Origin of the sequence: Marinobacter sp. S6332 (genome assembly GCF_023016045.1) — a bacterium.
Taxonomy (GTDB): Bacteria; Pseudomonadota; Gammaproteobacteria; order Pseudomonadales; family Oleiphilaceae; genus Marinobacter.
In genome coordinates this window covers 219,600-241,579 of the sequence record NZ_JALKAP010000003.1, presented here as the reverse complement: position 1 = coordinate 241,579, position 21,980 = coordinate 219,600, and the positions used below count along the sequence as shown (strand labels likewise).

Sequence of the window (21,980 nt, the reverse complement as noted above, 5' to 3'; positions counted from 1 at the left end):
TCACTGATTTTGGCTGGCATTGATGCGAGCTAGAGAAGCCTTGGTCACCCGGTCCAAAATGACCGCGAGAATGACAATGCCAAGACCGGAAACAAGCCCGACACCTAGCTCCAAGTTACGGATGCCCCGAAGTACCAAAACGCCAAGGCCTGGTGCCGAAACAAGCGACGCGATAACCACCATGGCAAGGCTCATCATGATTGTCTGGTTTACGCCCGCCATAATGTTGGGCAGCGCCAAGGGAATCTGAACCTTGAACAGTTTTTGGCGGGGTGTCATGCCGAAGGCGTCTGCCGCCTCAATCACATCCTTGTCTACCAGCCGTATTCCAAGGTTGGTTAAACGCACCACAGGCACTATGGCATAGAGAATAATGGCAATGCCGTAGAGCTTGGATTCAGTCACACTGAAGAGAAAAATCAACGGAATGAGATACACAAACGGCGGCAATGTTTGCAGCATGTCCAGAATCGGAATCGTCAGCCTTTGCATGGTGTCGCTTCGGGACATGGCGATGCCTATCGGCACTCCGAGTAGCACACAGAGAAAGGCGCAGACAAAAATAATGGCGAGTGTTTGCATGGCGTATTCGTAGTAGTCGATGAACGCCAGCAAGCAAATACTAACAGCAACAAATGTCACAAGCTTCCAGGAGCGGGTTACTAGAAAAACGATGGCCAACATGATCGGAATAATGATCCACCAGGGCACGGTGAGCATTCCGTATAAGGCGCCATCAAGGGCCCAGCTCAGGGGCTGGGTCATGGGGTCGAGCACTAGGCTGAGATTATCTTTTACAGCAAGAAAGCCTTGCTCCAATCCTTTTGTGAGTTCTCTCGATTGTGGAAAAGCAGCGCAAGAGTCGTTGAGAACATCCATCGAGGGGAATGGGAAATCCCACAGGGATTCTGGTTCCGCGTTGTCGCCTTTTGCTTTGGCTAGCAAGTCAGCCATCGACATGGGGCCGTCTTGTTTACCTTCCGCGCACCATTCTTTTAGCCCAAGTGCTGAAAATAGGGAGTCATAGGTTGCCATCTTCGTTTAGCCTCTTATGCACATGGGGCGCCATGCACAACAGAATTTGGTTACTGTCATTAGCAAATGAGCCCGGAGCAAGCAGTGCTCCGGGCCAAGACGGGTCAATCAGTTTTCAAGAATTGCGGCGAGGTTCTTTTTGGCGTCGTCGTTCAGCCAGCCAGACCACTCATCACGATTGTTGCTTAGGAAGTACACAGCGGCTTCTTCACCGGAGGCATTGTTAGAGTCCATCCAGGCTAATAGAGAGCTCATGGTGCTGGTTTTGAACGTCATTTTGCTGAGCATCTCGGTTACTTCCGGCTCCCGATCTTTGAAGTCGGTGGTGACCGACGTAAGTATCGTTGCTGCCGGAAACTCAGATACGCCAGGGTTATCTGCGTTCGGATTCTGGTTTTTCTCGTGAACTTTCTGCTTGTACTCGCCTAGCTCTACGCGGGTCATGTCATACTTGCCAAGCGGTACAGTCGGGCCCCAATAATAGCCGAACCACGGCTCTTCGCTCTGAACAGCAGACGCCATGGACGAGGCTAGAGTTTCACCGGAACCATGGTTGAAGACTTTAATGCCAGACTCTTCAAGATCCAATGCGCGAATCAAGTTATCATTGGCAATCCTGCAGCCCCAGCCATCCGGGCAGTTATTGAAGCGTGCGCCGACCAGTTCGGGGTTGGCCATAACGCCTTCGATCGTTTTCAGCTCGGGGTGTTTTTCCACCAGATACGTGGGGAGCCACCAACCTTCCAAACCGCCGGGATCAAGCACCTTGCCAAGCCGTTCAATTTTGCCTTCTTCTTCGAGGCGCAAGTAAGCCTCACCGGCTGAGTTTAGCCACAGTTCGGTAACAATGTCTGGCTCGCCATTTTCCGCAACAGACGTTACAGCAGGTACGGTGTCTGAAGGTATAACCGACACATCGCAGCCATAACCTTGCTCCATAATGAATTTGGCGACGTTGGTGACCACGGTATTGGAGGCCCAGTTCATTTCTGTGATGGATACTTCACCACAGTCGGCTTGTGCCATGGCCGGTACTGAAAGCGCACATAGCAGTGCAGCAGACGTAAGCTTTCGCATAGTCATTTCTCCGTTTGAAGATTGGTGAATTCTGGTAGAACCGATTGTTGTCGTTTTTGTTTTTTCTTTTTACTACTGATAAAGCGGTAACCGAGCGAGGCTTGCAGGTTCACGGTTATCTGGCAGTGCAGGAAATAGGGCAAAGCGTATCGTCTCGGTTAACACGTAGCTATAAGCATAAGGGTCTTGAGCTCAGTTACAAGGTTTTAACTGAAATACGCCCACTCTGAAGACGTATTTAGGCTTCTGGCTAGTTGCTTGACGCAACTCTTTTTTCGGGTCAGTCTCTCGGGTGTTTGTTATGCCAAGTCATCCCTGAATTAACCGGAACGGAGCTGATAACAATGAAAATCTTTGAAACAAAAACTGCACCGAATCCCCGTCGTGTGCGCATGTTTATGGCCGAGAAAGGCTTGCTAGATAAAGCCGAATTTATCGAAATTGATTTGCAGAAGGGTGAAAATTTGACGCCGGAATATGTGGCTCGTAACCCTATGAAGAAAGTGCCGGTTATGGAGCTGGATGATGGCACCTGTATCTCCGAGACCATGGCCATTTGCAGGTACTTCGAGGAAAACCACCCGGAAGCGCCGACGCTTTTGGGTGATACGCCCATAGAGAAAGCGTTGATAGAACAGTGGGTGCGGTGGGTAGAGTTCTACTTTTTTATGCCTACCGGTATGTGCTTCCAGCACACCAGCGGATATTTCAAAGACAGAATGAACCCCATTAAGGAGTGGGGTGAAGATTGCGGCAAAAGCGTTGGCAAATTTATGGCATTTCTCGACAAGCATCTTGCCGACAAGGATTACATTTGCTGCAACCGGTTAACCGCTGCCGATATCAATGCGTTTACCACGGTAGCCTTTGCCCGTGTGGTAAACATTCGCATTTTGCCTGAACACACCAACCTTCAGGCATGGTATGACAGTATCAAGGCGCGCCCGTCTGCTCAGGTTTGATGCTTGTTAGAACCATTTTCGGAGTGGGGCGAAGCAACTGCCTCTGTGCGGTTGCGGCCGTTTTCTTTGGCTTGATAGAGCGCGTCATCAGCCCGTTTGATAGCGCTCTCAATGTCATCGAGCCCGTAGCAGTTGGTGACGCCCAAACTGATGGTTTGGGGGATGCTGTGTTCGCCAGCCAACATGGGCTCGTTGGCCAGAGAAAAACGAACTTTCTCGGCAACCTGTATGGCTCCCTCCAGATCGGTTTCTGGCAGCAGCACCAATACTTCCTCGCCACCCCAGCGGCATAGTGCATCCTCGGTACGCATGTGGAGGCTTAGCCTGCGGGCAGTTTCTTGTAGTACCATGTCGCCAATATTGTGGCCATACTGATCGTTTACGCGCTTAAAGTTGTCTAGATCCCCGAGAATCAGGCTGTAAGTGCCCCCGTAACGTTTTGCCCGGGCATGCTCTTGTTCCAGTAAATGGTGCATGGCTCTGCGGTTTAATAGGCCGGTGAGTTGGTCGGTGGTAGCCTGTTGCCGAAGTTGTTGTCGGGCTAGAAACTCGCCTACTCGCAACTGCCTTAGTGCTTCGCTCATGACGAGGCCAATGACCATCATAACCAAAGGGTCAAATAGGAAGGGGAGCAACTCTGCAATAGCGAAACCTTTGCCTCGGGCCACGAGCAAAAATATCGCTAGCGGCATAAAAAACATCAGCCACCACTCTTTCGGACCCCGAACGGACAGAATGGCAACGCCGAAAAAGCTGATAATCATACCGTTGGTGATCTGATAGGCATCGGCTAAGCGTCCGTTGTAATGAACCAGAAACAGCGCAAGTATCATAACCATGACCGAAAGCCCCATTGCTCTAAGCAGGTGGCGGCTTTGGCATAGAGGTTTGCCGGTATAGTGTGAGATTAGCGTCAACAAGGCGCTCGCCAGAACCGGTGCCCTGATAAAAAGCTCCGTTAGCCAGAGATCGGGGCGGTGAGCAATGCGGAATTCGTGGGTAAACTGATATAAGGTCACTGTGATTAGGAGAACCCAAGCCGCAACAACTGCAACTTGCCGTTCCACCACCCGAATGTGCGCTTCATAGGCAGGAAGCCACTCGGCAGGTACTTTGTGGTATGGCGTTTTGGGGTCTGAAAATCTCACCATCTTCATAATCCAGCGGCTAGTAGTTTCAATCATCAGCCAATACGAAGCCCGGCGCAACAACCCTATTGGGGTAGTCCTGTCGTTAAAGGAGGCAGTATGGAAAAGGTATCTCTAAAGTGCGCCCTGGATGCGATTGATAGGGCGAATCGAGCAGACCCGAACGAGGAGGTTGTGGCAAGTGACCCCCTGCCGAGGGAGTATGCCTACAGTTTGCATATGACCCGCTGGCTTCACGAACTGGAGCCAGATCCTTCGGGACGAATGCAGATCGCTTGTCGCGCCCAACATCTTGAACGTTGGAAAATGCCCCGTAGTGATTATCCGGAGGGCAGGAAGGCTTATTACGCGTGGCGTCAGGCCTGTGGGCGGATGCACGGCCGCAGGGCAGCCGAGATTATGGCTGACTGCGGCTATCCAAAAAGTGAGTGTGAACGGGTTGAGGTGATTCTGACCAAGCGTGAGTTGCGCAAAGACGAAGACACTCAATTACTGGAAGATGTTGCCTGCCTGGTGTTTCTGGAAAAATATTTCGCCCAGTTTTACGCTGACAATGTGGAGTACGACCGGGAAAAGTGGTTGCGGATTGTGCGGCGTACCTGGGGCAAAATGTCGCAGCGGGCCCACGGGCGGGCTTTGGTGTTGTCGGAGAAGTTGCCTGAGCACTTGCAAGCCCTGCTGCAGGAAGCGCTGTCGGGAGGCACTGACTAAAGCCAATCTTGAGGCGTTGTTCTCTACTGAGTATGATACCGATTATCATTTGGTAGTCGGTATCATTAAATGTCAGCGCTTTCCCGAAACGCCCCCAGAATTCTAATTGCACAGCACGACCCGCTCCTCCGGGAACAGTTAGTGGGTCGGCTGGCATCTTGCGGGTATCAGGTGCTGCAAAGTCAACAAGGCGACGAGGCTCTGGCATCAGCTCTGTGCCACAGGCTGGATTTGATTCTTTTGGAGACGCTGTTACCTCAAATCAACGGCTTCGAAGTTCTAAAAAGAATCCGTAGAACCTGCCAGACACCGGTCATGATGCTCACTGCCACGGATGCAGAGGATGAGCGCATTGCAGGATATCGGCAAGGCGCCGATGACTGTTTATCCAGACCTTTCAGCTTTACCGAACTGCTCTTGCGGATTGAGGCTCTACTGCGGCGCACGGGCGGCGGTTTAGATCGCCGTGCCGAACCACTCACACTTTGCGTGGGTGAGCTGCAGTTGGACCGGCAAACTCTGCACGCTTCCTTTCAGGGGCGGCCTCTGGGGCTCACACCCATACAGTTTCAGTTACTCTGGATTCTGGCCTTGCATCAGCGCGAGCCTTTGAGCAAACCCTATCTCTACCGGGCCGTGCTTGAAAAAGAGTTTAGCCGGGATGATCGCAGCCTTGACATGCACATGAGCCGTATTCGTCGCAAGCTAATGGGTGCCGGAGTGGCGGGTGATCGACTGAAAACGCTTCATGGAAAGGGATATTGCCTCTTGTAAATGGATGCCTGTCTGTCGCGACACGGGCAAATGTAACAAATGTAAAACTAGTTTCCTTAACGATACGGGTTATCGAGAATGCACTCCAAATACGAATGGTTATCATGATGGAGTCAGGTCGTTATGGCAGTTTTTCCCCCGATAGGCTTACCCTTGCACTTTCGTCGCAACGCTATCTGGCTGGCGCTTGTCGCCGCTCCTGTTGTTTATGCAGAACCGGTTGCCTTGGATACTATTCAGGTAACCGCCGACCGTGAGGTGGAAGCAGACGCGGTTGTGGGTGCTGAGGCTATTGACCGCTCTCTGGCGGACGGCCTTGGGGATGTTTTCGCTGGTGAGCCGGAGGTCAGCGTAGGAGGTTCCGTAGGAATCGCCCAGAAAGTTTATGTTCGTGGCTTGGAAGACCCGTTACTGAACGTGAGCGTAGATGGTGCTACTCAAGGTGGCGTGCTGTTTCACCATACAGGGCGCATCGTTGTTGATCCGGACCTGTTGAAGCGAGTAGAAGTGGACGCCGGTGCTGGCAAAGCGACCGCGGGTGCTGGTGCTCTTGGCGGTGCCATCCGTTTTATCACCAAGGATCCGGAGGATCTTTTGCGTGAGGGTGAAAATCTCGGGGCTTTGGTCAAGTTTGGCTCCTTCTCCAGCACCAAAGGTTACAGCGCTGGAACCACTGTATTTGGCCGTTTGAGCGATCAGTGGAGCACACTGGTATCAGTCACTCAGAGCGATCATGAGCGCTATGAGGATGGCAAGGGGAACGAGGTTCCAGGCACGGATGCACGCCAGCAACTGGGTATGGCAAAACTGGTCGGCCGGTTTGCCAACGGCCAAACCCTGCGTCTGAGCCACGAAGTGCGAACAGATGAAGGCGAACGCCCGCAGCGCCCTCAGTGGGTGATCAGCAGTTTCAATAGCCTGTACGATCTCGATGGACGCCGGGATACCACTACCCTGAACTATGGCGTGGCGCCGGAAGGCAACCCTTGGCTAGACACAAAGTTCACCCTGTATCACAGCGAATCTGAAATTGAGCAGAATGTGGCAGACCGCTGGGGCCGGTATTACGGCTTTAGCCGAAGCGTTGGTGGTGACCTGCGCAACACCAGCCGGATGGGCGATCACAGCCTGACTTACGGGATCGATTACCGGGAAGACAAAGTGAATGCCGGCGGTGAAGGCGACAGGCGTGCCGAAGAGGAAACCGGCGATGTGCTGGGTGTCTACCTGCAGGCAGATTTGTGGCTCACCCAGCAGTTGTCGCTGAGTGCCGGCGCTCGTTACGACGACTACAGCCTGACAGATAACAGCGGCGAAACGTTCAGTGAAGATGCGGTGAGTCCCAACGCCAACCTGTCGTTGCTGGTGGCAGACGGCCTTACCCTGAAAGCCGGATATGCCGAGGCCTTTCGCGGGCCCATGACCCACGATGCCTTCAAGATTGACCGCGCCCAGAACGATCCGGACCTGAAAGGCGAAAAAGCCCGGAACACCGAAGTCGGGTTTGATTATGTGTACGAGAGTTTCACCCTATCGGCGGAGGTGTACCGTTCTGAAATCAAGGATGCCATCGCAGACGTCCTGTTCGGGCCAGCCATCTACCAGAACATTGGTGATCTGGAATCCGATGGCTACCGCATTGCAACCGGCTATCAGTGGAACGCGCTTAGTGCCGGGCTGAGCTTTCACAGTAACGATGCCGAAGTGGATGGCCAGCCTTTGACTGTTTACGAGCACAACCTCTTGGGCAACACCATTGGTGACACCTGGGTGGCAGATCTGGCCTACCGCTGGGACCGCACACTGGAGTTTGGCTGGCAGGGTCGGTTTGTGCAGGGCATCGACGACCTCCAAACGTCGGTGGGCACCATCGACAAACCGGGTTATGGCGTACACGACCTATTCGTAAACTGGCTGCCTACAGGTAACGAAGATTTGCGCCTGACTCTGGCAGTGAAAAACCTAGCTGACAAAAACTATCTCGATCACGCCAGCAACGCGGACTACCAAAATATCGAAGGCTATGAGGGAGTTGTCGGCCTGCCCGCAATGGGTCGGGACATACGCCTTGGTCTGGCTATGCGGTTTTGAGGTCGCTGATGTTACGCACTCGATTTTTAGCCGCTCTGGTGGGCGGCCTCTTATGTTTGTGGGCTGGCCTATCTCTGGCTGCGAGCACGGTTACCGATTTAGCAGGCCGCTCGGTTGAGTTGCCGAATAAAGTAAACCGGATCGTGCTGGGAGAAAGCCGTTATATCCCCGCCCTTGCCATTTTGGATGGAGATGCGCTGCCTGACCGTTTGGCTGGTATGCTGCCGGATTTCGAAATGACCGATCCCGGAGGCTACGCCCAATACCTGAAAGCCTTCCCTGAGCTGGCGGGTGTGCCTCGGGTGGGGCACGCATCCGCAGACAGCTTCAGTCTGGAAAGTGTGCTTGCTCTGGGTGCTGACCTTGCCATCTTTAGCCTAGAAGGGCACGGCCCCGGTGCCCGTAACCGGATGTTGATTGACCAGCTGGAGCGGGCAGGTGTGGCGGTGGTGTTCATCGACTTCCGCCAGAACCCACTGGTGAATACACCAAAAAGCATGGCGCTTCTGGGTGAGGTGCTTGGGCGACAGAAGGAGGCACAGGCATTCAACCGCTTTTACCAGCAGGAGCTGACAAAGGTGACTGACGTGGTTGCACAAATCCCTAAAGTCGATTGGCCCGAAGTGTTTCTGCACAGCCGCTTGGGGTTGCATGACAGCTGCTGCGAAACAATGGTGGAGGGCATGATGGGGCATTTCCTCAAGGCTGCCGGAGCACGCAATTTGGCAGAAGGGAAGGTGCCCGGTGTTAGCGGTGTACTGAACCTTGAATATCTGATTAGCAGCCCGCCGGACTACTATGTCGCAACCGCTATCGGGTCACGTAAGCATACCACCTCTGAAAATGAGCACAGCTACGTGATGCTGGGAGCGGGCATAGATACCGCGACAGCTCGGGCCTCACTGGCACAAGCCACCGATCGGCCGGGTCTTCGGGCGGTAGAACCTATCCGTGAGGGTCGTGCCATGGCCATCTGGCATCACTTTTACAATACCCCAATGAATGTTATCGCGGTTCAAGCACTGGCCCAATGGTTTCACCCTGATGTCTTTGCAGAGCTGAACCCGGACGCCACGCTGGTAGAGTTTTACCGGCGCTTTCAGCCGATCGAGCTGGATGGCATCTATTGGGTTCGGGCTAAAGAGCCTTTGGAATGAGTGCAGTGTCCCAGACACAAACTGTCAGGCAGGAAGGATCTGCTCAGCGTGTGTCCTTAGCGAGAGAATACCGGCGTTTTGTTTGGCGCCGGGTTATGTGTCTGGTGGCGTTGGCAAGTGCGGCGCTGGTGGCCTTGTTGGTGGATATCGCCAGCGGCCCCTCTATGCTGGGTTTTGCCGACGTGGTTCATGGCTTGCTCAACCCTGAAGCCATGGATGCGGGCACCCGGGTTATTATCGAAGATATCCGGCTGCCTTATGCCTTGATGGCGGTTGTTGTTGGTGCGTGCCTTGGTCTCGCCGGTGCCGAGATGCAAACCGTGCTGAACAATCCGCTGGCCAGCCCATTTACCTTGGGTGTGGGCGCCGCCGCGACTCTGGGTGCCTCGTTGGTGATAGCCTTCAATATCTCCTTTCTCGGGCTGGCGGCTCATGTGCTGCTGCCGTTGTCGGCCTTTGTGTTCGCTGCGGTGGCATCGCTTTTGATTCTGATTCTGTCGCGCTCTTTGGGTGCCTCGGTGCACGCAGTGGTGCTGTTCGGCATTGCTTTGCTGTTTGGTATTAACGCCGTGGTGGGGTTAATCCAGTTTGTTGCTGATGCCGAATCGGTGCAGCAAATCGTGTTCTGGACTATGGGTAGTCTGGCCCGCGCGAGCCTCGATAAGGTATGGATTGTGGCGTTGGTGCTGGCGGTATGTCTGCCCTTTTCGCTGCGCAATGCCTGGGCTATGACCCTCCTACGCAGTGGTGAAGAGCAGGCGCGAAGCCTCGGTATTCGCGTGGAGCGACTGAGGCTGACAGTGCTGATGCGGGTTAGCCTGCTCACCGCTGCGGCCATGTGCTTTGTCGGGGAAATCGGTTTTATTGGTTTGGTTGCCCCGCACATTGCCCGACTGATGCTGGGGGAGGATCATCGCTTCCTGCTTCCGGGTAGTGCTTTGGCAGGAGCGGTGCTGCTGTCGCTGTCATCCATTGCCAGCAAGCTTCTGGTGCCAGGTGTGGTGTTGCCGGTGGGCATTGTGACCGCGCTGGTAGGGATTCCGCTGTTTATCCTGCTGATTATTGGCCGTAGCCGGAGGGTTGCCTTGTGACCCTGAAACTGGAATGCGTTACCGCAGGCTATCGAAATCGCTCTGTTTTCAGCAAGCTATCTTTGCCGGAAATACCTGCAGGTGCTTTGGTGGCTGTAATCGGGCCGAATGCGGTGGGTAAGTCCACCTTGCTGAAGTCTATTGCTGGCTTGTTGCCTATCTCCGGCACTATGACTTTCGCAGGGGAAAATCTGGCGGGACTCACATCCCATCAACGCACACGTCGTGTTGGCTACCTGCCTCAGCCGTTGCCGCAAGCCATTCCTCTAGTGGCCTACGAAACCGTGTTCAGTGCCTGCCGTTCGGCGCGGGGCGATTGGTCTCGGGAAGAGACCGAGCATGCCATCGAAGTGGTGTTCGACACCTTGGGTATTCGGCAGCTGGCCTTGCGGCGCTTGTCAGAAATGTCTGGTGGCCAGCGACAAATGGTGGGGCTGGCTCAGGTATTGGTGCGTCAGACTCCGTTGATGCTGCTGGATGAACCCACCAGTGCGTTGGATTTACACTGGCAACTGAATGTTTTGAACGCCGTGCGCGATGCCACAACCCACGCAAATTCTATCGCGCTGGTGGCGTGCCACGACCTCAATCTGGCTTTGCGTTATTGCGATCAGGTTCTGGTGTTGTCACCAGACGGACAAGCTGTGCTGGGTTCCCCGGAGCAGGTGTTAACACCCGAGTTGCTGGCTCGCACCTACGGTATTGAAGCACGTATTGAACGCTGCTCTCAGGGCCAGCCCATTGTGCTGGCGGATCGACCTTTGCCCGCCGGTGTTTGTTGAGTTTAAGGAGATCGTTATGCCGTCTATGAATGCCTGTGTATCCACAGTCAATCCCAGTCGTTTGATAAACCGCTTATGCAAACATTTCAGCCATAAGATTGACGCCGAGTGGAGCGAAACTGACGGATTTCTTACCTTCTCTATCGGTGAATGTCGGCTGAACTCCGGGAGCGGGGCGCTGACTTTGGTGTGCCAGTCTCCAACGGCAGAAGAATTGGAGGAGCTGGGGCAGGTGGTGGCCTCCCACCTCGTCCGCTTTGCGGGCGATGAAGTTGGCGAAGTGAACTGGCAAGCTGGTGCCGTCTAACTCAGTTGGCGATGGAACCTGCCAAGCGCTGGGGGCGGAAATGTAGAAACAGCGCCAGAGCAAGACCGAAGGTGAGCCACTCAGCCAGCGGCAGTGCCAGCAAGAGTGGCCAGTCCGGTGCGAACCGGGCGATAGCCACCAGCAACAGGGCTGGTAGTACCAAGCTTCGAGAGAAGGCAACAACAGCAGAGGGCAAAGCGTGATGTGTTGCGGTGAGATATACCGATAGAAATACATTCATTCCATTGACCAAAAAAAGCGGCCAAAGGATAGTCAGAAACCGGTCTGCGAGTTGGGCGATGGCGGGATCGGTAGAGGGATCGAGGAAGAGCCGGACTATCTGGTTGCCAAATAGCCAGACAATACTCACCAATGCCAGAGCCAGAGTCAAATTCACCGTGGCGCCGCAGCCCATGAACTGGCGGATTCGCTCGGTGTTGCCAGCTCCTAGGTTGTGGCTTATCAACACATGCATGGCATCGGATATTCCGTAAAATATCATCAAGCTGAGAAAAATCAGATAGTTAACTACGGTGAACGCCGCAACGCCCGCCAGCCCCTGTGAGGCCATCAATAGCCAGTTGATCAGCAGCATCACTAGTCCCACGGACATTTCATTTATCCACTCCGACGCACCGTTGGCGAAGGCTTTGGCTATCTCGCGCCAGTTGTGCTGGCGCAGCCGAAATACCAGCTTGCGCGAAGGCTTGTGGAAATAAAGCGCCAACACAGCAAGCTGTAGCAGCTGAGCTAGCCCTGTGGCAATGGCGGCGCCGCGCAGGCCGTAATCCAGATAACCTACCAGAAGGGCATCCAGCACAATATTGCCGGCAGCTCCCAGCACCAGTGCGGCGGTGGCCAGCCCGGGGAAGCCGTCTACACGCAAAAAGTAATAAAGCACCATGGAGAACAGTTGCAGCACCATCACCCAGATGATGATGAGAAAGTACTCAGACATCAGTGAAAATACGGCGGAAGATGCCCCCAGCAAGCGGTAGATGGGCTCGTGAAAAAGTAACCCGATCATCGCTCCAGCCAAAGCCAGAATGAAGGTGGCGGTGAGGCATTTGCTGAAGATGGCGGATGCGGCATCGGTGTTGCCTTCGCCAAGGTAGCGGCCAGCGCGTACGGTACCGCCAATGGCCAATGCAAGCGCTAGCCCGAACATTAGGGTAAACCAGGGAATCAACAGGTTCAGGGCAGCGAGGGCGTGGGCTCCTGCAAAGTTGCCAATGAATATGCCGTCGATGATATTGGCTGTGGTCAGTGCCATAAGCCCGGCCACAGATGGCAGTGCGTAGCGGAAAAACACCGGCCAGCGTGGACCAGCCAGTATAGGGTCAATGGCCGGGTTGCAGGTGCTGGTCATGGTGTACCTGACAACAAGCTGATTAGCCGAACAGTTCCTGCAGCTTCTTGCCCGGGTTCTCTGCGCGCATGAAAGATTCGCCTACTAGAAACCCGTAAATGCCCCGGCCGGTCATGGCTTCTACGTCGGCGCGTGTCATTATGCCGCTTTCGGTGATGGCCATGCGTTCTTTGCCGATGCGCTGGTGCAGGTTGAAGGTGGTTTCCAGAGATACGTTGAAGCTATGCAGATCGCGGTTGTTAATGCCGACCAGTGTGGTGCTGAGGGTTAGTGCGTCGTCCATTTCTTCGCTGTTGTGCACTTCTACCAATACGTCCATGCCAATTTCGTGGGCTATGCCTTCGAGTTCTTGCATCTGGTCTTTGGTGAGGCACGCTGCAATGAGCAGTATGCAGTCTGCACCTATGGTGCGGGCTTCGTATACTTGATAGGGCGCTACCATGAAGTCTTTGCGGATAACCGGGAGGCTGCAGGCGTTGCGGGCGGCAATTAGGTAGTCTTTGTGGCCTTGGAAGAAGTCATGGTCAGTAAGTACTGACAAGCAGGCGGCGCCGCCTTTTTCGTAGCTTTCGGCGATGTCGGCGGGCTCAAAGGGGTCGCGCAGTATGCCTTTGCTGGGTGAGGCTTTCTTGATTTCGGCGATGACAGCGGGTTTGCTGGCTTCTATGCGTTGGCGCAGGGCGTTGGCGAAGCCGCGGGTTTTGGGTTGGTCGCCAGCCTGAGCTTTGAGGTCTTCTAGGCTTTTTTGCCGTTTGCGGGTGTCTATTTCTTCCCACTTTCTTTCTACGATTTTGCGCAGGATGGTTGGGGTTTTGTCGTTTTGCTTGTTCATTGTGTGATTCAGTCCGTGCCTGAGCATGCCGCTAATCGCTTCTCAAAACACGCCCGTGAATACGTCCATGTAGGGCTTGGCTGCAGCCATCCTTGGCTGCAGACAGTTTTGAGAAGCGATTAGCGGCACGCTCTCAGAGTTTGGTGAAGCCTGCCTAAAGCTTAAAGCAAAGCTTTGTGTGCTGCCCGGTAAGCCAGAGCCTGTTTTTTTACTCAGAAACAGTGTGAAAAATCCGCCAGTTCGGCGAGTTTTCCGGCCGCAAGTCCTGACCCCATGGCGTCCAGAGCCATTTCGACGCCCATTTTGGCTGTCGGAGCCAAGCCCGCCACGTAAATAGCGGCGCCAGCATTGAGGGCGATCATGTCCCGGGCTTTTTCGGCCATTTCGTCGTGGCCTCGGCCGAAGGCGGCTTTGATCAGGTTCAGGGATTCTTCGGCGGTATCGACAGAAAGTCCTACCAGAGTCTGGCTTTTGATGCCGAGATCTTCAGGGGTGAGGGTATATTCGGTGATTTCGCCATTTTTCAGTTCTGCCACATGGGTCGCGCTGGCCAAGCTGATTTCATCAAGGCCGTCTTTGGAGGCCACCACCATGATGTGTTCTGAGCCAAGTTTTTGCAGCACTTCGGCCATGGGGCGACAGAGGGCTTTGCTGAATACGCCAACTAGCTGGCGTTTAACACCTGCCGGGTTTGTCATGGGGCCGAGTATGTTGAATAGGGTGCGGCAGCCCAATTCTTTGCGCGGGCCGACGGCGTGTTTCATGGCGCCGTGGTGAGCCGGGGCGAACATGAAGCCGACGCCGATTTGTTCTACGCAGCGGGCGACTTGTTCAGGTGTTAGGCCCAGATTGATGCCTGCTTGTTCGATCAGGTCGGCACTGCCGCTTTTGGAGGAGACGGCTCGGTTACCGTGTTTGGCGACAAAGCCGCCCGCAGCGGCAACCACGAAGGCGGAAGCGGAGGATACGTTGAATAGGTTGGCGCCGTCGCCGCCCGTGCCTACTATGTCGACCAAGGGCTCGGCTTTGATGGTTACGCCAGAAACCAATTCGCGCATGACTTCCACGGCGCCTGTGATTTCGTCCACCGTTTCACTTTTGAGGCGCAGGCCCATGAGCAGGGCGCCTATCTGGGCGTCGGTGGCTTCACCGTTCATAACGATGCGCATCACGCTTTTCATTTCTTCCCGAGACATGTCGAGGTTTTCGGCCACGCGGCTCAGTGCGTCTTTCATGTTCATTGGATTCGCCTTTTTATTGGGTTCGCAGGAAGTTGCGCAGCAGTTCGTGGCCCTGTTCGCTCATGATGGATTCAGGGTGGAACTGTACCCCTTCGATGGCCATGGTTTTGTGGCGCACACCCATGATTTCTTCCACGCTGCCGTCGCTGTTGCGGGTCCAGGCGGTCATTTCCAGGCAGTCCGGCAGGCTGGCTTGTTCAATGACAAGGCTGTGATAGCGGGTGGCTTGCACAGGGTTGTTGAGGCCTCGGAATACGCCGGTGTTCTGGTGGTAAACAGGGGAAACTTTGCCGTGCATGACTCGTCCTGCGCGGATGATGTTGCCACCGAATACCTGGCCGATGGCCTGATGGCCGAGGCAGATGCCGAGGATGGGTATCTTGCCAGCGAAGTGGCGGATAGCTTCCATGGACACCCCGGCCTCATTTGGCGTGCAAGGACCGGGGGAGACTACGAGTCTTTCGGGGTTCAGAGCTTCAATCTGCTCCACGGTGATTTCGTCGTTTCGGTGTACCTGTACGTCGGCACCCAGCTCCGCAAGATATTGCACCACGTTGTAGGTGAAGGAATCGTAGTTGTCGATCATTAGTAGCATGATGTGTCCCTCGCCTCAGTGGTCAAAGTCGTTGTAGGTCATGGCCACCGCGCGGAAGATAGCGCGGCCCTTGTTCATGGTTTCTTTCCATTCAAGGCGAGGTACAGAGTCGGCCACGATGCCAGCGCCAGCCTGTATATGCAGGGTCTTGTCCTTGATCACGGCAGTTCGGATAGCAATGGCGGTATCCATATTGCCGTTAAACGAGAGGTAGCCCACGGCACCCCCGTACACACCGCGTTTGACCGGTTCCAGTTCGTCGATGATTTCCATGGCGCGGGTTTTCGGGGCGCCGCTCAGAGTACCTGCGGGCAGGGTGGCTTTGAGTACGTCGAGGCAACTGGTGCCGTCTTTTACTTGGCCGGTTACGTTGGACACTATGTGCATCACGTGGGAGTAGCGCTCCACGGCCATTTTCTCGGTGAGCTTTACGGTGCCGGTTTCCGAAACGCGACCGGCATCGTTGCGGCCCAGATCAATCAGCATCAGGTGTTCGGCAATTTCTTTTGGATCGGCCAAGAGCTCGGCTTCCAGAGCGCGGTCTTCCGCATCTGTGGCGCCACGTTTGCGAGTGCCCGCGATGGGGCGAACGGTGACTTCTCTATCTTCCATGCGCGCAAGAATTTCTGGCGATGAGCCTACGATGTGGAAGTCGTCCAGATCCAAGAAGTACATGTACGGCGATGGGTTCAATACCCTTAGTGAGCGGTACAGGTTCAGGGGTGGAGCCTCAAACGGAATGGACATGCGCTGAGAGATGACGGTTTGCATCACGTCACCGTCCAGCACGTAGTCTTTAATTTTATCCACTGCCGCTTCGAATTTTTCCTGACTGAAACCAGACACAAACTCGCTTTCATCCACGGTTTTACCGCGCAGATGCATAGGTGTTTGTGGAGCATTGGCGGTTTGTCGGTGTAGCTTCTGCTCGAGTTCGTCGAGTCTGGTTTGGGCCTGTTCGTAACCGTCTTGGTCAGCTGGATCCACGTGCACAATCAGGTGCAGTTTGCCGCGCAGGTTATCGAACACCACCAGCTCGTTGGATACCATCAGCAGTATGTCGGGCGTACCGATGCGATCCGGGGGGCAGCTAGCCGCAAGGCGCTTTTCGATGTAGCGCACGGTGTCGTAGCCGAAGTAGCCCACCAGCCCCCCGTTGAATCGTGGCAGCTCTTCCAGATCAGGCGCATTGAAGCGTGCCTGATAACTGGCGACAAATGCCAGCGGGTCGTCCACTTCAGCGCTTTCAACCAGTTCCCCGTGGCGGCGAATCTCTACCCGGTGGTTGAATACCTTGAGCACTTCCTGACTGGGCAGCCCGATGATGGAGTAGCGGCCCCATTTTTCGCCGCCCTGAACGGACTCAAACAGGTACGAGTATGGCCCGCTGGCGAGCTTGAGATAGGTGCTTAAAGGAGTGTCCATGTCCGCAAGGACTTCGCGATACACGGGGATACGGTTGAAGCCAGCATGGGCCAGCTTACGGAATTGTTCGGAGTTCATGGTCGGGCTTCCTGAGATCTGATCTGCGTTCGAGCAGGCCATTGGCAACACTGGCCGGTCCTGTCGAGTGGTGGCGTCAAGCGGGCATGCACGCGCTATTCGCCTAGCTGAGTATTTTCAGCCGGTACGCCATCGCCACCATCGTGTTGCGCGGGTCGTGAGGATGCCTCGCGCTGCAGTCAGATTCAGTCCCTGCACGGCAGGAATCTCCCGAATTGATAAGAATGAATGTACAAGATCTGAGAGGTTACAAAAGCTCGCTCAGGGAATCAACCACAGCGTCTGCTCCCAGTGCTTGTACTGAGCGTCCAAAATTGTAGCCATAGGTGACAGCAACGCAAGGAATGCCTGCAGCTTGAGCGGCGCTGACATCTGCCGCAGAGTCGCCAACCATTACCGTGGTGCCGCGGCTGCCATTTAGAGTTTTCATGGCATGGAGCAGCGGGCCCGGGTCTGGCTTTCTTGTGTCCAGCGTATCGCCACCGATCAACAGCTTGAAATGGTGGTCCAGCCCCAGTTGTTTCAGCAGTGGGCTTACAAACTGTTCCGGCTTGTTGGTCACCACAGCCATGGGGCAGCCCCGTTTACTTAGGGATTCAAGGCAGGCTTTTACCCCGGGGTACACCACAGCGTGCTTGCCGTTGAGTTTCCGGTAGTTGTTGTAAAACAACGCCAGAGCATCGTTAAACAAGGCGTCGTCTGCAGCGCTCGCGGGTTCCCAATCGGCTTTGCCAGCTAAGGCCCGGCGCATCAAAACGGGAGAACCATGGCCCACCCACTCTCGCACCCGCTCAAGGCCTGCTGGCTTGCGCCCTAGCTGTTCAAGGGTGCAATCAACTGCAGCTGCAAGATCCGGAGCGCTGTCTACCAGAGTGCCGTCAAGATCAAACAGGGCAACGCCGGGCCAGCGCTGGTTAAACAGGCCGGCCAGACTCATTGGCTCGTCACCGTGTGGCCTAGCGCCATGCGAGCTTGTTCGAGCTCTAGCCGCATGGCATCAATAGTGGCTTTGTAGTCATCGGTGTTGAAAATAGCCGAACCGGCAACGAAGGTATCTGCACCGGCTTCCGCAATTTCACGAATATTATCGGTTTTCACGCCTCCGTCTATTTCCAAACGGATATTGTAATTGCTAGCGTCGATACGTTTTCGAGCCTCTCTGAGCTTATCAAGGGTGCCGGGGATAAATTTCTGGCCACCGAACCCGGGATTAACTGACATCATCAGCACCATATCGAGCTTGTCCATCACATGATCCATGTGGTGCAGCGGTGTGGCCGGGTTAAATACCAAACCCGCCTTGCAGCCGCCCTCGCGAATCAGTTGTAGGGAACGATCGATGTGTTGGGATGCCTCCGGGTGGAAGGTTATGTAGCTGGCGCCAGCGTCAATGAACATACGAATTAGGTCGTCCACCGGCGATACCATAAGGTGTACGTCGATGGGCGCGGTAACGCCATGTTTACGCAGAGCTTCGCAAACCATCGGCCCGATGGTCAGGTTGGGCACGTAGTGGTTGTCCATAACGTCAAAGTGCACCACGTCTGCGCCTGCGGCCAGAACGTTATCCACTTCTTCGCCCAAACGGGCAAAATCGGCAGATAGTATGGATGGGGCAATCAGATAGGGATTCATCACGGGTCTCGCAAACAATTGGCAGCTGTTAATAATAATGACAGTCTAACAGCACACGAGTGTCTTTTCGTAGCCAGAGGAGCAGGAACTGTGCGCCGATTCAGAACAATAAGCCAAAGCCCTTACCTCATGAGCATTTTCGGATGGCTAATGGCCGGGATCATGCTAGGCAATGCTGTGTCTGCATTGGCACAGGATGAAACAGCAACCCCAGCAGCTACCCCGCCGACTCCGAATGAAGTACGTGGCGCTGTGTCTTCCGGTTTGGGTGAGTGGGGGTTGAACCACAAATTTCCGGATTCTGCGCTGTGGCTCGAACTTAAAGACGGCGCTCGCACGCTGGCGCTGTTTTGGCCCGAAACGGAAACTCCCGCCAGAGGTGCGGTGATTATTTTGGCGGATGAGGGGGAGAATGCAGCGTCTGGGCTTACTGGTACTTTGGCGCGAGAGTTGGTGCAGCGTAAATTGGCGGTGCTTAGTTTGGGTCTTGAGCCACCGTTGGAAGCCCTTGAACGGATTCTTGAGCGACCGCTCATTGCGCCTGAGCCAAAACCAAAAGCTGAGGAACAAAACCCGGGAGTGCCAAGCCCAGCTGCGATTGATGTTTTGGCGGCGGAAGCTCCGAGTGATTTGGAGACTGCCTACCGCAAGCGCATTCTTGATGAACTCGCGGCGGCAGCTGCGGAGCTTAAAAGCCGTGAATATGAGCTGGCAGCGTTAGTGGGAATAGGGCGGGGAAGTAATCATGTTGTGGCCTATGCGGCAGAATTGGCCGCACCAACTGCTTTGATATGGGCTGGTCCAAAGTTTTATCCGCGTGATGCAAGGCAGTTGGCGGAAAACGTAAAGAAAGCTTCGGTGCCCAGTATTCTGGAGTTGTCTTTATCCGAGGCAAGTGGACAGCGCAAGGCGGATTTAGAGCGGGCCGGTGTGCAAGGGTTTAGTCGGCAAAATGTGGGAGCAGACATCAAATTCATGCCACGGGATGGCAAGGCAGTTGCGAGCAGGATATCTGCTTGGCTAAAGCGTGATGATCGCCAATAGTGATTAATGACTGTCAGGCAGTACCCACCAACCAATCAGCGTTTACTAATAGTGTCGCCGGATTAGCTCCCAGGCCTGTTGGTAGCGTAGAAGGCGCTCTTTGGCCAACGCATGCTCAGCGGCGCTGAGATGTTGTTGCAGTAACTTGTCGGGATGGCACTCAGAAACTTTTTTCCGGTATGCCCGCTTGATTGTTGCAATAGGGTCGCGTCTTGTAACGCCAAGCAATGCGCAGGCCTGTTCGAGATTAACTGGTGCTGAGGGTGCGCTGCTGATGTCACCCCATACCCGGCTGGCGTAGCTGTCAAAGATGTCTTCGCTGATGGTGACTGGCATGCCAATCTGATCAATCGTGTCTTCGCAGCGGTAACGGCGGGGCTTGGTAGGACGGCCTTTCAGTTGGGCTGCGTGACACAGGCAAATAGCCATCTTTAGAGCCGGTGTAGGCCATATGCGATGGCTGAGCCTTAGTGTGAGCCCAGTGAGCGGCGGCAGGGTTTCAGAAGCTTTGCCTTTTTGGAAGCTGCTAATGGCTTTGTGTCTTTGTCGCTTCGATAATCTAAGAGCTTTGATCAGGTTTTCTGCAAAACCTATATCTTGCTCCGAAACTCTACCTTCTGCTTTTGCAATATAACCTAGAAAGAAAAACAGTGGGCGTCTGCACCAACGGGGCAGATTGGTTTGGCCAATCAGCTTGTGTGCCTGATGGTTGGAGGCGGAAAGCTTGGCTAATAGGCTCGAGAAAGCTGCCTCCATTCGCGGAGGTAAAGCCGGTTGCGCAGAGCGAGTTGCCATCGCACTAGGGCTCCTGAGTGGCCAGTTGTCGGTCTAATTCCCGCAACCGCTCAGGCGTGCCAACATCAATCCAACGCCCAAAGTGATGCAGCCCAGCAACACGGCCCTTTGCCATGGCTGTGCGCAGAACCGGCCCGAGTTTTCCGGCTTGGTCGGTCAGCCCTTCAAACAGCCTTCTGTGCAGCAGGCTGATGCCGGCGAAGGTTAGTTTCTCGCCTTCTTTCCCGGCACATTCCTCGGAGAGTAGGCCGTTGTGGTTCAAACAAAAATCGCCTTTGCGGTGGTGTGTGGGGTTGTCTGCCATCACCAGAACGGCATCGAGAGCGGAGTGTGACTCAGAAGTTGGAGGTTGTAGCCGGGTTAAGTCGAAGTCGGCCCAAATATCGCCGTTTATAACCATGAACCAATCGGTGTCGTTCGCTGTAAGCATCGGCAAAGCGCGAACAATGCCTCCGGCGGTTTCTAAAGGCTCACCTTCTCTGGAATAACTCAGCGATAAGCCGAAGCGCTCGCCCCCTCCCAAGGTGTACTCAATCTGCTCCCCGAGCCAGGCATGATTGATCACCACCTCTCGAAAGCCAGCACGGTTGAGATGCTCAAGGTGGTGCTCAATGAGTGGTTTTCCACCGGCGCTGAGCAGGGGCTTTGGCGTGGTAAGAGTGAGCGGCCGCATACGCTCGCCCTTACCAGCGGCAAGAATCATCGCTTTCACAATGTGTGCTCCTGGGCAGGAAGTGGGCCGATTAATTCTTCCGCTTTTGGCACAGCGACCGTTGCGAGCCAGTCGTGGAAGTGCCTCAGTGCAGGCTGACGTTTGCTGGCAGTTAGTAAGTACCCAAGAGTGCGGGGGATGTCGTCCAAATAGCGCTGCTTTCCGTCGCGCATGGCCAAGCGGGCAAAAATACCCGCTGCTTTGAGATGCCGTTGCATGCCCATAAGCTCAAACCATTGGCGGAAGGTGTCGCTGTCTGCGCGGTGGAGACCCGCCTCCAAAGATTGTTTTCGGAAAATTTCCAGCCAGCCGTAAATACGTTCTTCGGGCCACTGTATATAGCAGTCCTTGAGCAGCGAAACTGGGTCGTAAGTAATGGGGCCGGTCACCGCATCCTGAAAATCGATAACTCCGGGGCGGCTATTTCGTTCACGCACCAGTAAGTTTCTGGAGTGGTAATCCCGGTGCACGGTCACTTCCGGCTGCGCCAGAGCGCTTTCACGAAGCAGCGCAAAGGTGGTGTCGAGCATGGATTTTTCTATGTTGTCCAGCTCCAGCCCTAGGTAGCCCTCCAGCAGCCAGTCCCGGAACAAAGCCATTTCACGGTTCAGCAAGGCCGCGTCGTAAGCTGGCAGCGGATTGTCGGGATGAGCGGTAACCTGCTGAATAAGGAGGAGTTCATCCAGCGCGCTTTGGTACAGGGAATCTACCGTATCCGGGGTTAGCTGGCCCAGCATTAACTGGTCGCCGAAGTCTTCCAGCAAGAGAAAGCCGCGCGCCGGATCGGCTTCAATAATATTCGGAACCATAATGCCTGAAGCAAGCCAATGCCGGCCAATGTGAACGAACGGCCTGCAGTCCTCCAGTTCTGGCGGCGAGTCCATAACAATAAAGGATTCTTCGCTGCCGTTGGTGTCCATTTTGCGTACCCGGAAGTAGCTCCGAAAACTGGCGTCGCCGGAAACGGGAATAGCTTCGGCGTTCTCGAAGCCGGGAAACTGGCTGACCCAGGTGGTTAGCATCTGCAGGCGGTTATCCATAGCTCGGGCGATTGTCCTGGCGTTATTTAAGTGCATTGATGTCAAAACAGTTTACAAAACATGAGCAGGTGTACTGTTC

22 protein-coding genes are annotated in these 21,980 nt (G+C 54.7%); 9 read left to right on the top strand and 13 right to left on the bottom strand.

Translation table 11 applies throughout. The features are described from left to right. Both MWU62_RS05850 and MWU62_RS05845 read right to left on the bottom strand, forming a co-directional pair. Positions 1 to 1,035, bottom strand: a complete 1,035-nt coding sequence (locus MWU62_RS05850; RefSeq protein ID WP_247113975.1) for an ABC transporter permease subunit — start codon at positions 1,033 to 1,035, stop codon at positions 1 to 3. A 108-nt stretch (positions 1,036 to 1,143) separates the two neighbouring features. Continuing rightward, a complete protein-coding gene (locus MWU62_RS05845) occupies positions 1,144 to 2,112 on the bottom strand; it encodes an ABC transporter substrate-binding protein (protein ID WP_247113974.1) in 969 nt (322 codons plus the stop codon). A 344-nt stretch (positions 2,113 to 2,456) separates the two neighbouring features. On the opposite strand from MWU62_RS05845, the gene MWU62_RS05840 reads away from it, so the two are divergent. Then, entirely contained in the window at positions 2,457 to 3,074 is a 618-nt protein-coding gene (locus MWU62_RS05840; RefSeq protein WP_247113973.1) for a glutathione S-transferase family protein, read from the top strand. On the opposite strand, the gene MWU62_RS05835 is transcribed toward MWU62_RS05840, so the two are convergent. Next, a complete protein-coding gene (locus MWU62_RS05835; protein WP_247113972.1) occupies positions 3,065 to 4,258 on the bottom strand; it encodes a GGDEF domain-containing protein in 1,194 nt (397 codons plus the stop codon). The genes MWU62_RS05840 and MWU62_RS05835 overlap by 10 nt on opposite strands. A 63-nt stretch (positions 4,259 to 4,321) precedes the next feature. Between MWU62_RS05835 and MWU62_RS05830 the strand changes: the two genes are divergently transcribed. The 7 genes from MWU62_RS05830 to MWU62_RS05800 all read left to right on the top strand — a co-directional run bounded on the left by MWU62_RS05830 (position 4,322) and on the right by MWU62_RS05800 (position 11,135). After that, positions 4,322 to 4,933: a DUF4202 domain-containing protein gene (locus tag MWU62_RS05830; RefSeq protein WP_247113971.1), complete on the top strand. Its 612-nt coding sequence runs from the start codon at positions 4,322 to 4,324 to the stop codon at positions 4,931 to 4,933. Positions 4,934 to 5,002: 69 nt separating this feature from the next. Next, complete coding sequence (locus MWU62_RS05825) at positions 5,003 to 5,707, top strand: response regulator transcription factor (protein ID WP_247113970.1); 705 nt, start codon at positions 5,003 to 5,005, stop codon at positions 5,705 to 5,707. Positions 5,708 to 5,830: 123 nt separating this feature from the next. After that, positions 5,831 to 7,798, top strand: a complete 1,968-nt coding sequence (locus MWU62_RS05820; protein ID WP_247113969.1) for a TonB-dependent receptor — start codon at positions 5,831 to 5,833, stop codon at positions 7,796 to 7,798. 8 nt (positions 7,799 to 7,806) lie between these two features. Continuing rightward, positions 7,807 to 8,955 (top strand): ABC transporter substrate-binding protein, encoded by a 1,149-nt coding sequence (locus MWU62_RS05815; protein WP_247113968.1) that lies wholly within the window; start codon positions 7,807 to 7,809, stop codon positions 8,953 to 8,955. Between the two features lie 95 nt (positions 8,956 to 9,050). Next, a complete protein-coding gene (locus MWU62_RS05810) occupies positions 9,051 to 10,046 on the top strand; it encodes an iron ABC transporter permease (RefSeq protein ID WP_247114127.1) in 996 nt (331 codons plus the stop codon). Next, positions 10,043 to 10,828 (top strand): ABC transporter ATP-binding protein, encoded by a 786-nt coding sequence (locus tag MWU62_RS05805; protein WP_247113967.1) that lies wholly within the window; start codon positions 10,043 to 10,045, stop codon positions 10,826 to 10,828. The genes MWU62_RS05810 and MWU62_RS05805 overlap by 4 nt, the downstream gene beginning before the upstream one ends. Before the next feature lie 16 nt (positions 10,829 to 10,844). Then, positions 10,845 to 11,135 (top strand): DUF2218 domain-containing protein, encoded by a 291-nt coding sequence (locus tag MWU62_RS05800; RefSeq protein ID WP_247113966.1) that lies wholly within the window; start codon positions 10,845 to 10,847, stop codon positions 11,133 to 11,135. 1 nt (position 11,136) lies between these two features. Here the strand turns inward: MWU62_RS05800 and MWU62_RS05795 are convergent, their stop codons facing one another. The 7 genes from MWU62_RS05795 to rpe all read right to left on the bottom strand — a co-directional run bounded on the left by MWU62_RS05795 (position 11,137) and on the right by rpe (position 18,310). Beyond that, a complete protein-coding gene (locus MWU62_RS05795; RefSeq protein ID WP_247113965.1) occupies positions 11,137 to 12,504 on the bottom strand; it encodes an MATE family efflux transporter in 1,368 nt (455 codons plus the stop codon). 22 nt (positions 12,505 to 12,526) lie between these two features. Beyond that, the gene (gene trpC, locus MWU62_RS05790; RefSeq protein ID WP_247113964.1) at positions 12,527 to 13,336 is read right to left on the bottom strand and encodes an indole-3-glycerol phosphate synthase TrpC; all 810 of its coding nucleotides are present in this window, start codon (positions 13,334 to 13,336) and stop codon (positions 12,527 to 12,529) included. Between the two features lie 212 nt (positions 13,337 to 13,548). Then, positions 13,549 to 14,577, bottom strand: coding sequence for an anthranilate phosphoribosyltransferase (gene trpD, locus MWU62_RS05785; RefSeq protein WP_247113963.1), 1,029 nt, complete (start codon positions 14,575 to 14,577; stop codon positions 13,549 to 13,551). 13 nt (positions 14,578 to 14,590) lie between these two features. Beyond that, a complete protein-coding gene (locus MWU62_RS05780) occupies positions 14,591 to 15,172 on the bottom strand; it encodes an aminodeoxychorismate/anthranilate synthase component II (RefSeq protein WP_247113962.1) in 582 nt (193 codons plus the stop codon). 15 nt (positions 15,173 to 15,187) lie between these two features. After that, entirely contained in the window at positions 15,188 to 16,675 is a 1,488-nt protein-coding gene (trpE, locus tag MWU62_RS05775) for an anthranilate synthase component I (RefSeq protein WP_247113961.1), read from the bottom strand. A gap of 247 nt (positions 16,676 to 16,922) precedes the next feature. Further along, positions 16,923 to 17,612 carry a phosphoglycolate phosphatase gene (locus MWU62_RS05770; protein ID WP_247113960.1) on the bottom strand — a complete coding sequence of 230 codons (690 nt, stop codon included), beginning with the start codon at positions 17,610 to 17,612 and terminating at the stop codon, positions 16,923 to 16,925. Then, on the bottom strand, positions 17,609 to 18,310 hold the full coding sequence (gene rpe, locus MWU62_RS05765; RefSeq protein WP_247113959.1) for a ribulose-phosphate 3-epimerase: 702 nt from the start codon (positions 18,308 to 18,310) through the stop codon (positions 17,609 to 17,611). The genes MWU62_RS05770 and rpe overlap by 4 nt, the downstream gene beginning before the upstream one ends. 150 nt (positions 18,311 to 18,460) lie before the next feature. Between rpe and MWU62_RS05760 the strand changes: the two genes are divergently transcribed. After that, positions 18,461 to 19,354, top strand: a complete 894-nt coding sequence (locus tag MWU62_RS05760) for a DUF3530 family protein (RefSeq protein WP_247113958.1) — start codon at positions 18,461 to 18,463, stop codon at positions 19,352 to 19,354. A 45-nt stretch (positions 19,355 to 19,399) separates the two neighbouring features. On the opposite strand, the gene MWU62_RS05755 is transcribed toward MWU62_RS05760, so the two are convergent. Genes MWU62_RS05755 through MWU62_RS05745 form a run of 3 tightly spaced genes read right to left on the bottom strand, consistent with a single transcriptional unit; the run spans position 19,400 to position 21,901 of the window. After that, positions 19,400 to 20,149 (bottom strand): molecular chaperone DjlA, encoded by a 750-nt coding sequence (locus MWU62_RS05755; RefSeq protein WP_247113957.1) that lies wholly within the window; start codon positions 20,147 to 20,149, stop codon positions 19,400 to 19,402. 4 nt (positions 20,150 to 20,153) lie between these two features. Next, positions 20,154 to 20,861 (bottom strand): N-acetylmuramate alpha-1-phosphate uridylyltransferase MurU, encoded by a 708-nt coding sequence (murU, locus tag MWU62_RS05750; protein WP_247113956.1) that lies wholly within the window; start codon positions 20,859 to 20,861, stop codon positions 20,154 to 20,156. After that, entirely contained in the window at positions 20,858 to 21,901 is a 1,044-nt protein-coding gene (locus MWU62_RS05745) for a phosphotransferase (RefSeq protein WP_247113955.1), read from the bottom strand. The genes murU and MWU62_RS05745 overlap by 4 nt, the downstream gene beginning before the upstream one ends. Between the last annotated feature and the right edge of the window lie 79 nt (positions 21,902 to 21,980).